The sequence below is a fragment of the Nocardioides sp. REDSEA-S30_B4 genome, assembly GCF_001627265.1.
Classification (GTDB): Bacteria; Actinomycetota; Actinomycetes; order Propionibacteriales; family Nocardioidaceae; genus Nocardioides.
In genome coordinates this window covers 37,637-49,827 of record NZ_LUPI01000038.1, presented here as the reverse complement: position 1 = coordinate 49,827, position 12,191 = coordinate 37,637, and the positions used below count along the sequence as shown (strand labels likewise).

Below are 12,191 nucleotides of genomic sequence, written 5' to 3'. Positions count from 1 at the left end.
TCGTGGGGGCGCCGCTGCGGCACCAGCACCGCAGGACGACGGGCGGCGGCGACCTCGGCGACGGCGTTCTGCCCGGTGTGGGTGACGACGACGTCGGCCCCGTGCAGCAGCGTCCGGGTGTCGGGGCGCCAGCGACGCGCGTCGGCCACCTCCCAGGTCCACGTGGGCGTCTGCTCCTGCGCGGCCGCGAGCCGTGCGTCGAGCTCGGCGTCTCCCAGGTCGTGGCCCCCGGCACCGCCGAGGTAGAGGACCGTGCGTCGACCGGGAGGGGGCACGTCGCCGACCGGGTGCCGCGAGAGCCCACCGACCCCGTGGACCCGCGCGCGGACGTCGGCGGGGAGCCCGGGCAGCATGGCGGCGCTCGCTTCGTCCCGCGAGCCACGCCGAGAGCTGGGTCGTACGCCGGAGCAGGCCGGCGTGGTCGCGGGGCACCCAGTGCAGGCGACCGCCGGCGGTGACGTCGTGGTGCGCGGTGGGCAGGGGCGGGAGCGGGTCGTCGTCGCGGGCCAGCTCGAGCCAGCCGCCGGCCCAGTCCCCCGACCACTCCGCGGGGTGGGGGAAGGAGGAGAGGCCGGTGACGGTGCAGCCGTGGCGGCGGGACAGCGCCCGGGCCACCGCACCGGCACGGTGCAGGTGACCTCGCCCGTGGTGGTGGACGTAGTAGCCGATGGTCGGTCGGCCGGCCCGCGAGGCGCTCACGCGGCCACCTCCCCGTGGGCGAGCGAGGCGTAGACCTGCTCGTACTCCGCGACCATCCGCTCGGCGGAGAGCCGGCGCACGGCGTGCCGGCGCACGGCCCGCCGGTCGCACCCGGCGGCCTCCTCGATCGCCGCGGCGAGGCCGGTGACGTCGTCGGGGGCGCAGAGGACCCCCGTTCCCTCTGCCACGATCTCGGGCAGCGCACCGCGGGCGAACGCGGCCACCGGGGTGCCGCTCGACATCGCCTCGGCGGCCACCAGTCCGTAGGGCTCCTCCCAGGCAGGGGTCACCACCGCGACCGACGCCCGGCCGAGCAGCCGGGCGAGGCGGGGCCGGCCAGGACGATCTCGCGGCCGGCGAGGCGTGCCGCGTCCACCGCGAGGTGGGGCGCCTTCTCGCGCACCAGCCGACCGGTCCACACGACCGGCCCGCCGCCGGGGCCCGGGCGCCAGGCCCGGGTGTCGACCCCGTTGAGGACCGGGCGGGCCTCGATCGTGCCGGCCCAGGCACGGGCCGTGCACTCACTGACGGCGGTGAAGGAGGACGCGCCGCCCGACACCGCGACCGCGGACTCCAGCCACGGCAGCGGCGGGGTGTGCAGGGTCGTCACCAACGGCACCGGCAGCAGGTCGGCCATGGCGACCGGCAGGTGGTGCAGGGAGTGGTTGTGCACCACGTCGAAGCGGTCGCCGGCGGTGCGGGTCAGGTCGAGCATCAGGTCCAGGTAGGCGTGGTGGTCGGCCATCCACTCCTCGGCGGGGGCGTTGACGTCGCGCATGGACACCGCCGAGGGCCGGAAGCGGGGCGGGGTGAGGGCCCGGACCGGCAGCGCGGGGTCGCTGCCGGCGGCGGCGTACACCGTCACGTCGTGGCCGCGCCCGACGAGCAGGCGGGCGAGGTGGTGGGTCAGCGCCTCGAGACCGCCGGCGAACGGCTCCGCGACCGGGTAGCGGTTGGAGGCGACCAGGCAGACCCTCACGAACCGGCCCGTCCTGACAGGAGCCGGGAGTAGAGCTGCTCGTGCGCCGACGCGACGGCCGCCCGCTGGGCACGTCGCCAGGCGACCGAGACCCCTGCGGCCGGACGCTCCGCGTGGGCGCGGCGCAGCGCCGACGCCAGCGACGCCTCGTCGAGGCCCGCCTCGTCGTGGGCGTAGGACAGCACCGGCCCCTGGTCGGCGTAGTGGCCGCAGGTCGGGGCCACCACGGCGGTGCCGAGGTCGCGGCAGGCCTCGAGCCACCCGGAGTGCGTGCCGAAGCGGTAGGGCAGCACCGAGACGTCCAGCGACGCCAGGTAGTCCCACAGCGCGTCGTCGTCGAGGAAGTCGTGGACGTGCAGCTCCAGGCGTCCGGCGTCGGCCTGGTCGTGGAGGTACGCCGCCAGCGACTCGTCGCGGCGGGCGCCGTCGGGGTCGAGGACGTCACGGTGCCCGTTGACCTGCAGCACCCCGCCCGGGATCGCGGCGACGGTCTCCACCAGGGTCGGCAGCAGGGCCATCGGGTCCATCGAGGCGCGCAGGCTCTTGACGTGCAGACCCACGCGGAACGTGTCGCCCGTGCGCCAGCCCCGGCGCTCCTGGGCCGCCTCCATGGTCGAGAACGGGACGACGTGCGGGTGGGGCAGCACGAGTGCCTCACGGCCCCAGCGGCGCGCGATCTCCGCCGCCGCGCCGGAGGTCAGCGTGACCACGGCGTCCGCGGCCGGCACCAGCACGTCGAGCTGGGCGTCGTGGGCGGCACGGTCCTCGTGGTGGGGGTTGCGCAGGTCGTGCACGGTCAGCACGAACGGCTTGCCGCGGCCCCGCAGGACCTCGGTGAGCTCGGTCAGCTCGGCGGGGTCGACGGCGTCGAAGCCGAAGTGGACGTGGAAGACGTCGAAGTCGGCCGTGCGGGCCCACTCCGGGCGCAGCATCACCGGCGGCCACCAGCGGGCGGACGGAGGCGACCGTGATGGTCGGCCCAGCGGTCGGCCCGGCGGTCGGCCCGGCGGTCGGCCCGGCGGTCGGCGACGGGTCCGACGACGAGCCCCGGGGCGGGGGGACCGGGAGGTGCTGGGTCGCCTGGGGGGCCTGGGTGGCGTGGGGGGCCTGGGTGGCGTGGGAGGGGGACTCGGGTCCCGAGAGGAGTGGCACAGCCCGTGGATATCCTTCGAGGACCGCTCTCATGTCACTCGAAGGGGTGGAGTGGCCGGGCCGGTGTCCCTGCGGACGGGCGCCGCGGCGAAGTCGGTCCTTCAGGGTGGTCCACCAACGGGCGAGGCGGGCGGCGCCCGCGCCCCCTCCGGACACCCGGCGGGGTGGTGGACCCGTGCCAGCATCGGTCCATGACCGTCTTCGTCGCGTGGTCCCCCGCCGGGTTCGACGACGAGCTCGTGGGCGAGGCGACCGGCCCCTGGCACGAGGTGCGCCGGGTCGCCGACCAGGTGCTGCTCGTCGATGCCGACGAGACGCTGTCGAAGGTCTACCACCACCTGAAGTGGAGCCTGCCCGAGGACGCACCGCTCCTGGTGGTCCCCTCCGAAGGACCGGGCAAGAACCGCGGCCTGCCGGCCGGCACCACCTCCTGGCTGCGCGCCCGCGCCGAGTAGTGCCGGCTGCTCCTCGAGCACCGGCCACACCCCTCCGGCGACGGCGGTCGTGATCCATCCCTCGCTCCTGCCGGGGATGAAACGGACCGCGGTCCGCTGTTGACCCGACCATGACCACCTCACCTGCCTTCGAGTCCGTCCGGGTCGGCTCCTGGGAGCTCCCGCAGCGCTTCGTCATGGCTCCGCTGACCCGCAACCGGTCCCCCGAGACCGTGCCGACCGAGCTCAACGCCACCTACTACGGCCAGCGCGCCGGTGCGGGCCTGATCATCAGCGAGGGCACCCAGCCCAGCGCGGTCGGACAGGGCTACCTCGCGACCCCGGGCATCCACTCCCCCGAGCAGGTCGCCGGCTGGCGGCGCACCGCCGAGGCCGTGCACGCCGAGGGCGGGCGCATCGTCGTGCAGCTGATGCACGTCGGGCGCGTCGCGCACCCCGACAACAAGGCGGGTCTCGAGACCGTCGCCCCGAGCGCGATCGCCGCGCCGGGCGAGATGATCACGGCCGCCGGTCCGGTCCCGCACCCGGAGCCGCGCGCGCTGGGCACCCACGAGGTCCGTGGCATCGTCGAGGACTTCGTGCAGGCCGCGCGCAACGCGGTCGAGGCAGGCGTCGACGGTGTCGAGATCCACTCGGCCAACGGCTACCTCCTGCACCAGTTCCTGTCCCCGGTCAGCAACACCCGCACCGACAGGTACGGCGGCTCCCCCGAGGCCCGCGCCCGGCTGAGTGTCGAGGTCACCCGCGCGGTCGCGGAGGCCATCGGCGCCGACCGCGTCGGCATCCGGATCAGCCCCGCCCACAACATCCAGGGCGTCCTGGAGGAGGACCCGGCCGACACCCGGGCCACCTACGAGGCGCTCGTCGACGGCATCGCCGACCTCGGCCTGGCCTACCTCTCGATGCTGGCCGACCCGCGCGGGGAGCTGACGCAGGACCTGCGCCGCCGCTTCGGCGGCCCGGTGATCCTCAACTCCGGCTTCTCCGAGCAGACCACCTTCGAGGAGGTCGAGAAGCTGCTCATCGACGACCTCGCCGACCTGGTCGCCGTGGGTCGCCCGTTCCTGGCCAACCCCGACCTCGCCGAGCGGTGGCGCACCGGCGCGGCCCTCAACGAGCCGGACCCGGCCACGTTCTACGGCGGCGGCGCCGAGGGCTACACCGACTACCCCACCCTGACCAGCGCCTGAGGGCGCACCCCGCGTCGGGCCCCCCCCGGGGGGGTGGGGGCCCGACGCATCCTCCTGGGGAGGAAGCTCAGTAGTCCTCGAGCTCGCGCCCGTGGCGCGGGCTCGGCACCGCGGTGGCGGGACGGCGCCGCACCTGCTTGTGGGACCCGTCGCACCACGGCGGCACCGACGAGGCGCCGCAGCGGCACACCGCCACCACCGGTCGCTCGGAGTGGTGCTTGACGCCCTGCTCGTCCTCGACGGTCACCGGTCCCGGGATCAGCACCGGGCCGTCAGGGCACAGCAGCACCTCACGCGTGGTGGTCTCCCCCGTGCTCATGCCACGGCTCCGTGCTCGAGCTGGGCACCGTCGCGGACCGAGGACAGGACCGCGGTCGCGGTCTCCTGCTCGGCCGCCAGGCAGACCGCCGCACCCCAGAGCGCGTCGTCGGCCACGAGCGGCTCCCGGGCCACCCAGCCGCCGAGCATCCGGCGTACGGCGACCTGCTCGTGGACGGCGTCGGCGACCATGTGCTCGCGGTAGTAGGCGATCATCGGCTCGGGCATCCCCAGCCGCTCCAGGCCACGCACCATCCGCTTCGACGGCACCGAGCTGCAGACCTCGAAGGCGGCCAGGTGACCCAGCGCTGCGGGCACCAATCGCCGGTGCAGCCCGAGCATCGACATCAGGTTGTTCTGCTCCAGGACCTCCGGCAGCGCCTCGTCGACGTACGCCGCGTAGCCGGTGTCCAGCCCGCAGGCCGCCATCCCGCGGCGCCAGAGCTCGGCGTGCAGGTGGTCGGGGTGGCCGTTGCCGTACTCGTCGGCCGCGATCGCGACGAGATGCGCCTTGGTCTCGTCGTCGAGCCGGGGCAGCGCCCACATCGCCGAGTCCTGCTCGCGCACGTGGTAGATCGAGCGCTGCCGCAGCAGCGCGAGCACCTGCTCCTCCTCGGCCTCGCGCTGGACGAAACGGACCAGCGACTCCCCGCCGGTGTCGGCGGCGCACAGGTCGAAGAAGAGCTCGGCGAAGTCCTCCCCGTCGGCCACCCGGTCCTGGGCGGGCTGGGCCAGGTGCCGGGCGCGGTCGCGCCAGCGCTCCTCCAGGTCGTGCTCGAGGTCGGCACGCACCGCCAGCAGCGCGGGATCCCACTCCAGCGCGTCGTCGACCTCGTCGAAGCCGCGGTGGTGCAGCTCGTAGAGCATCCACAGCGCCAGCGCGGCGTCGTCGTGGGAGTCGGCCTCCACGCTGCGGGTCACCCCTCGCCCGCGGAAGCAGTCGCTGAGGGCCTCGGTGAGCGCGCCCCGAGGGGTCGGCAGCGGGGCCGGCATCAGCGGTCCTCCTGCCAGGCGTGCCACACACCGCGGCAGTCCCGGAAGCCGTCGGTGGCGGGGCGCACGGCGTCGCGGCGCCCGGGGGTCGGGCCGGAGGGGGCTCGGCGCTCCTCACGGAGCTGCTCGAGATGCTCGAGGAGGCGGGTCATGCCACGACGGTGCCCAACCCGCCGGACCGTCAGGCCACCCGAAGGGAGATGACCGAGCAGCCTCCGCGCGAGCGCCCCGCGACGTCACCCGAACGGGCGAATCCTCACCGGTCCCGCGCTCGGTCGCGCGAGGTTCACCCTTTCGGGGTGGTTGCCGGTGAAGCGCCGGGGGAACCCACCGGACGCGGCAGCGACCGCCCCGGTCTGGACTCACGCAGGCTCGGCCGGGGCGGTAGCCGCACAAGCCTCCTGCTGGCGCCCGTGCCCCACGTGACCGGCATGATGACCGCGATGAGCACGCCAGCCCCCTCCTCGCCACCTGCCTCGCCATCCGGCCCGACACCCGCCCTGGCCGACCCGCTGCCCCAGCCGCACGGACGGCCGTGGCGCAACCGGTTCGCGCTGGCGCCGTTGACCAACACCCAGAGCCATGCCGACGGCACGTTGTCCGACGACGAGCGGCGCTGGTTGGTCGCCCGCGGGACCGGCGGCTTCGGCCTGGTGATGACCGCAGCGGCGTACGTCGCTCCCGCCGGCCAGGCCTGGGGCGGTCAGCTCGGCATCGCCTCCGACGCGCACCTGTCCGGGCTCACCGCGCTTGCCGACGAGCTGCGCGCGACGGGCGCCACCTCGTCGGTGCAACTGCACCACGGCGGACGGCGCGCCGACCCGCGGCTGACGGGACGGCCCAACCAGTGCCCGTGGGACGATCCCGAGAAGGACGCGGTCGCGATGAGCACCGGCGAGGTCGAGGCGATGGTCGAGGACTTCGTGGCGGCCGCGGTGCGCGCGGAGCGCGCCGGCTTCGACGGGGTGCAGCTGCACGGGGCGCACGGCTACCTCCTGGGCCAGTTCCTCGACGCGCGGCACAACCACCGCACCGACGGGTACGGCGGTGACCTGGACGGCCGGGTGCGGCCCCTGCTGGACGTGGTCGAGGGCGTGCGCGCCGCGACCGGGCCCGACTTCCAGCTGGGCGTGCGGCTGACTCCCGAGGGCACCGGCATCAGCCTCGAGGAGGGTGTCGAGACCGCCCGGCGGCTGCTGGACTCCGACCTGCTCGACCACCTCGACATGTCGCTGTGGGACGTCTTCATGCGCCCCCGCACCGGTGCCGACGGGCTGCTCATCGAGCACTTCGCCCGGCTCCCCCGCCGGCGCACGGCGCTGGGTGTGGCCGGCGGTGTCGTGTCGGCCGCCGACGCCCGGTGGTGCCTGGAGCAGGGCGCGGACTTCGTGACGGTCGGGATCGGCGCGATCCTCCACCACGACTTCGCGGCGCGGGCGCTGGGCGACCCCGACTTCCGGGTGCGCGAGCGCCCGGTCAGCCGTGAGGACCTGCGTGCGGAGTCGGTCGGCGAGGCGTTCCTGGACTACCTCGCCGCCGGCTGGGACGACCTCGTGGCGTGAGCCGACCCGGGGGTCAGCGGGCCACCGACGTACGCACGAGGTTGCCGCAGGTGTAGCCCTTGCCGGAGATCTGCTGCCACTCCCCCTGCTGCAGCTGGACGACGGTCTGGCACGGGAAGGACTTCTTGCCGCCGACGTTCATCTCCGCGTGCATCCCGCCGGCCGTCCACGAGCCCACCTTGCGGATCTCCGCCAGCAGCGTCTCGCGGCTCAGCTTCCCGCCGAGGGCCACGGCCCGCTCGGCGAAGAGCCGGGCGGCGGACCAGGCGAAGAGGCCGAAGGTGCTGGGCGACGCACCGGGCTTGACCCGCTGCAGCCACTGGACGTACTGGGTGATCTCGGGGTTGCCGGAGTTGAAGGCCGGGTGCGGGACCGGCGCCATCGCGCCGTCGACGTTCGCGCCGCCCTGCTCGTGGAACTCCGGGCCGTACTGCGTCTGGGTCACCACGAACTGGTCGGGCTCGAAGTTCTGCTGGGCCATCGCGTCGGCCAGGCGCACGGCCTGGATGGTGGCGCCGGTGAAGGAGACGAAGCGGATGTCCTTGTCCTTCATCTCCTGCACGAACGGCGCGTAGTTGAACTCCGCGGTGCCGATGCCCTTGAGGATCTTGACCTGGAAGCCCACCGACTCGGCGGTCTCGGAGAAGCTCTTGGCGAGGTCGGGCGACCCGCCGAGCTCGAGGTAGAGGAAGGCGGCGGACTGCGTGGCCGCCTTGTTCTGCTTGGTGTAGAACTGGTACGCCGCGTCGGTGATGACGCCGGGCTCCAGCGCCTGCGCGGAGAAGCAGGTCGTGCAGTCCGCGCGCCCCTCGGTCAGGATGTTGGCCCGCAGGTCCGGCAGGCCGCACTCCTGGGTCGTGCGCGCGCCACCGGCGTCGTAGATCGAGACCGAGCCGACCGCGGCGAAGGACTCCGCGCAGGCGCGGGTGTAGGCCGCCTGGTCGCCCGCGGAGTCGGTCTTGCTGTCCAGCTCCAGCAGCGTCAGCTTGCGACCGCACACGTCGGAGCGGGAGTTGAAGTAGGCCAGGTAGGCAGCGGTCGCCAGCCGGGCGGACTCGAAGAGACCCGGCACCGGGCCGGAGAGGTCGGAGGAGTTCGCGACGACGATCTCCTTGTCGGTGATGCCCGTGGAGTTCTCGAACCCGTCGCAGGACCCGGCCCTCGTGCCGCCGGTCGGGTCGCCCGCCTCGTCGTCGCCGCCGGACGGCCCGCCGCCCGAGCTGCTGGTGCCGCCACCGGTGGAGGAGGTCGTGCCGCCGTCCGAGCCGCCGGCCGTGGAGACGTCCCCACCGCCACCGCTGCTGCCGTCGACCGAGGTCGTGGTGCCGCCCCCGACGTCGGCGCCCGCACCGGAGACCGCGGTGCCGGTGCCGGTCTGGCCGACCGCCCGGACGTCGTCGGGGTGCAGCTGGGAGCCGCAGGCGGAGAAGAGCGCTGCAAGGACGAGTCCCAGCACCAGGACGATCACGCGCACGCAGGGACCTCCGGAGGGAGCGACGCCGCCGAGGTGACGGCTGTCACAGTCAACGACGGGGGTGCGCTCGGGTCACGGCCCTCCCGCCCCGCCTCGTGTGGCTCAGCGCGGTCCCTGGCCCGGGCTGGGCCACACGAGACGGGCCGGGTCGGGGTGAGCAGGGGCCAGGAACGACTCAGGCCCGACCGAGGTCGTCGGTCGGGCCTGGATCTTCGGTGGAGCTGAGGGGATTCGAACCCCTGACCTTCTCATTGCGAATGGCCCTGCCCCAACCTTCTGCGTCTGCCGCACGCCTAAAGTGGCAGCCGTGCAATGGCAGGAACGGGACGTGTTGCGCGGCGGGGGTACGTCGGGGGCACCTGACCACGGCGCGCGGCCCCATACGCAGCCCGCTGCCACGGAGTTCCACAAACGGCGCTGCAGCAAGAGCGCTAGACCATCTGATCCGTAGTCAGACGAGGCTCGTGCGTTGAGCCGGTCGCCAGCCTCTCGACAGACCCCTTCCCATCCTTGTCGGGGATGGTGGTGCGAACCTTCTTGACCCGCCGCACGCCCTCCAGGCCCAGGGTGCGCATCGCCCGGTCCACCGCCCCGGCAGAGGCGCCGGGGGACCGCGGTGCGACGCACGTAGGCGGTCATCTTGCGGCGCCCGTAGAGCCCTTCTGGGGCCAGCACCCGCTCACCCCTGGCGTTGAGGGTCCAGGCGATGTCCCGGACCGCGTCGACGACCACGGCATCGGACACGGTCCGCTCGGCGACCCGCTGGTTGGCCCGGCGCCACAAGCGGTAGGTGCGCGCGGCGATCTGCAGACCCTGCTCACGCAGGACCCGGCAGATCGACTCGACCTCGTGCCCCCGAGCACGTTGACCGTCGATGAACGCGACGATCAGCGGTTGCGGGGGTCGAGCTCCCCGGCGAAGAAAATCGAGGCCGCCTTCAAGATCTCGTTGTCCTCACGCAGCGGACGATTCTCGGCCTTGAGCTTGCGGCCGACTCGCTCGTCGAGACACCGGGGCGGTCCCCGACATCGATGTCAGCCTGCGCGACCCAACGCCGCAGGCTTTCCTTGCCGACCCCCACCTGCTTGCTCACCGCGGCAACCGCGGCGGTCGTCGTGGGGTACTCGCCCCGGTGCTCCAGCACCAGACGCACAGCCCGCTCCTTCAGAGCAGGATCGATCTTCTTCGGCATGCTGTTCATCCTTCCGGACTCGAACAGCAGCGGCATCAAACCTGGGGCGCTTCAGGCTTCGCCTCGCCTCACGTCACCTCGGCGCCACGGTTCAGTGGGGCAGCGACCTGCGCGATCGAATCGTCGGCGGTTAACGATCGAGGGAGACGTCCCCGGCGACGATCTCGAGGATCGTCCTAACTTGGATGGCGTCATACTCCGGCGCGACCGAGCCGAGCAAGGACGTTGCGGAGCGAGCAAGGTGCCGCGCGAGAGTCGCGATCGCGTCACGACGTCGCCCCTCACGACATGCCTGAGCGATCTTTTCGTGGTCGATGTCCCACGCGGTCCAGCTTCTGTCCGACGTGTTCTCCGCCATCGGCCGAAAGCGGGCTCCTTGCTGCGTGAGGAGCGAGATTCGACTCCTCAAGTGATCGCTCGCCCGCAGGGCTAGCTGCCGGTGGAAGGCGCGGTGAGCCTCATCCCATTCATCAAACCTGCCGGCCGTCTTCGACTCACGCATCTCGTCCGAGAGCCGATCGATCTCATCCAGATCTGATGGCCGCATGTGCTGCAGACTCACGCCCAAGGCAAGAGTCTCGTGCATGATCCGTTCTGTGAATATCTGCTCGAGCGTGCTGGGATCCACCTGAGCCACGCGCGCGCGACGGTTGAAGTCCGCCTCGACCAGGCCCTCCTGCTGCAGTCTGCGGATGGCCTCTCGCAGTGGGGTGCGACTCACCCCCATCTGCTTGGCAAGTTGGACCTGGGAGATGACCGTGCCAGGCGCAAGGCGACCATCAAGAATGTCGTTGCGCAACTGATCGTAAAGGTCGAACCCCGGTGAAGCCGTCGCCGACGAGGGCTCAGACTGCGCCTGGTCTACCGATTCATCGTCGGCGCGCGCATCGATCATCTCCACAGGATTCTTGTTTCCGATCGTCTCGTAGCCTGTCGCGACACTGTGGACAGTCTATCCGTCCTCTCGCGGATCACCGCATATAGCCACGACCACTCACACAGAATGCCGTCGACTTGGGATAGCTCCACGGCTACCTGCGGTGACAACGTTCGGCAGTCCGTGCGACGAGTTGCTCGATGGTTGCCCGCGCCTCACTCAATGCACGATCAGCGTGCATCTGAGCATCGTCGACGGTCATCGGGTTCTGGCTGTGCGCGTACACGAAGTCGACGTCGTCGATTCCAATAAACGCAAGGACCGAGCGCAGATACGGTTCCAGAAAGTTCGTCGCTGCACCACGTGTCGTTGGCCGCGGATCTCCGCTACAGGCCACGAGGACCGAGACCGATGTACCGGTCGCCAGACCGGCGAAGCCGCCCCCGACGATCCTCACCGTACGGTTCACTCGAACGACTTGATCAACCCAAGCCTTGAGAACAGCCGGGCAGCCGAAGTTGTACATCGGCGTACCGATGACAATGTGGTCTGCGCACAGAACCTCGTTCACATAGCCATCTGAGATCGCGAGCGCGTCGAGAGCGGCAGGGCTCCGCACATCAGCCGACGCGAAGGCCCCCTCCATCCATGCCTCACTGACGAACGGTGGCGGATCTCGCGCTATGTCACGCATCACCACGCGCCCGTCTGGATGACGCGTTCGCCACTGATTCTCGAACTGCGCGGTCAGCGCGCGACTACGGGAGCGCGCGTCCCGTGGACTCGCATCGACGCGGAGGAGAGTCAGCACGCCCCTTCACACCCACTGCGGATGATCGAAGGCGCTTCTCCAGGTAGGAATGGCCCGCCGAAGGCACCCCGGAGTGGGACGCCAGTGCGCGGAGCCCGATCCTGTGCCGGCTCGATGTCATCAACCCCAGGGCTCACTGACCCCCCAATGTTCGACGATCTGACCATCACGAACCCTCATGATGTCCATCGCGCGTGCCTCGAAGCGCCGTCCTGTCGCTGCAGAGCCCAAGAACTCGTCAGTGTGCGTGCCGCGCATCGTGTACTGAGTGGCGACGATGTCACCTGCTTCGCAAGTCTGCTCGATGGAAGCGTGGAAGTCCGGGTACCCGCGTCGCACGGACTCCCAGAACGCCCGCCATCCTCGCCATCCCGAGTCAGTACCGATGGGTGCGGCGTGGTTTACCACTCTCGGCGAGAGCAGAGCTTGTGCTGCGTCCAGGTCACCTTCGTTGAAGAGCCGGACCATCGAGTGGACGGTCTCTGTCGG

At 71.9% G+C, this 12,191-nt stretch carries 14 protein-coding genes and 1 pseudogene; 3 read left to right on the top strand and 12 right to left on the bottom strand.

Translation table 11 applies throughout. The annotated features are described in order from the left end of the window. From A6R01_RS09340 to A6R01_RS09325, 4 genes are all read right to left on the bottom strand, one after another. Positions 1 to 353 (bottom strand): glycosyltransferase (locus A6R01_RS09340; protein ID WP_292605170.1); only part of this gene is annotated, 353 nt, incomplete at its 3' end. Between the two features lie 342 nt (positions 354 to 695). Next, entirely contained in the window at positions 696 to 989 is a 294-nt protein-coding gene (locus A6R01_RS09335; RefSeq protein WP_292605169.1) for a glycosyltransferase, read from the bottom strand. Next, positions 986 to 1,678 carry a glycosyltransferase gene (locus A6R01_RS09330; protein ID WP_292605168.1) on the bottom strand — a complete coding sequence of 231 codons (693 nt, stop codon included), beginning with the start codon at positions 1,676 to 1,678 and terminating at the stop codon, positions 986 to 988. Before A6R01_RS09330 ends, A6R01_RS09335 begins: the two co-directional genes overlap by 4 nt. Further along, positions 1,675 to 2,613 carry a glycosyltransferase family 1 protein gene (locus tag A6R01_RS09325; protein WP_366925102.1) on the bottom strand — a complete coding sequence of 313 codons (939 nt, stop codon included), beginning with the start codon at positions 2,611 to 2,613 and terminating at the stop codon, positions 1,675 to 1,677. Before A6R01_RS09325 ends, A6R01_RS09330 begins: the two co-directional genes overlap by 4 nt. Before the next feature lie 408 nt (positions 2,614 to 3,021). On the opposite strand from A6R01_RS09325, the gene A6R01_RS09320 reads away from it, so the two are divergent. Continuing rightward, positions 3,022 to 3,285: a hypothetical protein gene (locus A6R01_RS09320; protein ID WP_292605167.1), complete on the top strand. Its 264-nt coding sequence runs from the start codon at positions 3,022 to 3,024 to the stop codon at positions 3,283 to 3,285. Positions 3,286 to 3,395: 110 nt separating this feature from the next. Continuing rightward, complete coding sequence (locus A6R01_RS09315; protein WP_292605166.1) at positions 3,396 to 4,475, top strand: alkene reductase; 1,080 nt, start codon at positions 3,396 to 3,398, stop codon at positions 4,473 to 4,475. Positions 4,476 to 4,542: 67 nt separating this feature from the next. Here the strand turns inward: A6R01_RS09315 and A6R01_RS09310 are convergent, their stop codons facing one another. Genes A6R01_RS09310 through A6R01_RS09300 form a run of 3 tightly spaced genes read right to left on the bottom strand, consistent with a single transcriptional unit; the run spans position 4,543 to position 5,938 of the window. Beyond that, on the bottom strand, positions 4,543 to 4,794 hold the full coding sequence (locus A6R01_RS09310) for a CDGSH iron-sulfur domain-containing protein (protein WP_292605165.1): 252 nt from the start codon (positions 4,792 to 4,794) through the stop codon (positions 4,543 to 4,545). After that, on the bottom strand, positions 4,791 to 5,786 hold the full coding sequence (locus tag A6R01_RS09305; RefSeq protein WP_292605164.1) for an iron-containing redox enzyme family protein: 996 nt from the start codon (positions 5,784 to 5,786) through the stop codon (positions 4,791 to 4,793). Before A6R01_RS09305 ends, A6R01_RS09310 begins: the two co-directional genes overlap by 4 nt. Then, positions 5,786 to 5,938 carry a hypothetical protein gene (locus A6R01_RS09300; RefSeq protein WP_292605163.1) on the bottom strand — a complete coding sequence of 51 codons (153 nt, stop codon included), beginning with the start codon at positions 5,936 to 5,938 and terminating at the stop codon, positions 5,786 to 5,788. The genes A6R01_RS09305 and A6R01_RS09300 overlap by 1 nt, the downstream gene beginning before the upstream one ends. A gap of 291 nt (positions 5,939 to 6,229) precedes the next feature. On the opposite strand from A6R01_RS09300, the gene A6R01_RS09295 reads away from it, so the two are divergent. Further along, positions 6,230 to 7,348 (top strand): NADH:flavin oxidoreductase, encoded by a 1,119-nt coding sequence (locus A6R01_RS09295; protein WP_292605162.1) that lies wholly within the window; start codon positions 6,230 to 6,232, stop codon positions 7,346 to 7,348. A 13-nt stretch (positions 7,349 to 7,361) separates the two neighbouring features. Here the strand turns inward: A6R01_RS09295 and A6R01_RS09290 are convergent, their stop codons facing one another. The 5 genes and pseudogenes from A6R01_RS09290 to A6R01_RS18295 form a co-directional block, all read right to left on the bottom strand. Beyond that, positions 7,362 to 8,822 (bottom strand): ABC transporter substrate-binding protein, encoded by a 1,461-nt coding sequence (locus A6R01_RS09290; protein ID WP_292605161.1) that lies wholly within the window; start codon positions 8,820 to 8,822, stop codon positions 7,362 to 7,364. A 503-nt stretch (positions 8,823 to 9,325) separates the two neighbouring features. Beyond that, positions 9,326 to 10,014 (bottom strand): annotated as a pseudogene (locus A6R01_RS09285) (transposase); the annotation flags it as partial. 130 nt (positions 10,015 to 10,144) lie between these two features. Next, positions 10,145 to 10,909 carry a GntR family transcriptional regulator gene (locus A6R01_RS09280; protein ID WP_292605171.1) on the bottom strand — a complete coding sequence of 255 codons (765 nt, stop codon included), beginning with the start codon at positions 10,907 to 10,909 and terminating at the stop codon, positions 10,145 to 10,147. 136 nt (positions 10,910 to 11,045) lie between these two features. Then, complete coding sequence (locus tag A6R01_RS09275) at positions 11,046 to 11,702, bottom strand: NAD(P)H-dependent oxidoreductase (RefSeq protein ID WP_292605160.1); 657 nt, start codon at positions 11,700 to 11,702, stop codon at positions 11,046 to 11,048. Between the two features lie 120 nt (positions 11,703 to 11,822). Continuing rightward, positions 11,823 to 12,170, bottom strand: coding sequence for an ester cyclase (locus A6R01_RS18295; protein WP_366925101.1), 348 nt, complete (start codon positions 12,168 to 12,170; stop codon positions 11,823 to 11,825). Positions 12,171 to 12,191 lie beyond the last annotated feature (21 nt).

Coding starts and splice junctions, on each gene's coding strand:
- A6R01_RS09305 (WP_292605164.1), bottom strand. CDS start 5,786: ATGCCGGCCCCGCTGCCGACCCCTCGGGGCGCGCTCACCGAGGCCCTC.
- A6R01_RS09300 (WP_292605163.1), bottom strand. CDS start 5,938: ATGACCCGCCTCCTCGAGCATCTCGAGCAGCTCCGTGAGGAGCGCCGA.
- A6R01_RS09320 (WP_292605167.1), top strand. CDS start 3,022: ATGACCGTCTTCGTCGCGTGGTCCCCCGCCGGGTTCGACGACGAGCTC.
- A6R01_RS09310 (WP_292605165.1), bottom strand. CDS start 4,794: ATGAGCACGGGGGAGACCACCACGCGTGAGGTGCTGCTGTGCCCTGAC.
- A6R01_RS09315 (WP_292605166.1), top strand. CDS start 3,396: ATGACCACCTCACCTGCCTTCGAGTCCGTCCGGGTCGGCTCCTGGGAG.
- A6R01_RS18295 (WP_366925101.1), bottom strand. CDS start 12,170: ATGGTCCGGCTCTTCAACGAAGGTGACCTGGACGCAGCACAAGCTCTG.
- A6R01_RS09280 (WP_292605171.1), bottom strand. CDS start 10,909: ATGATCGATGCGCGCGCCGACGATGAATCGGTAGACCAGGCGCAGTCT.
- A6R01_RS09295 (WP_292605162.1), top strand. CDS start 6,230: ATGAGCACGCCAGCCCCCTCCTCGCCACCTGCCTCGCCATCCGGCCCG.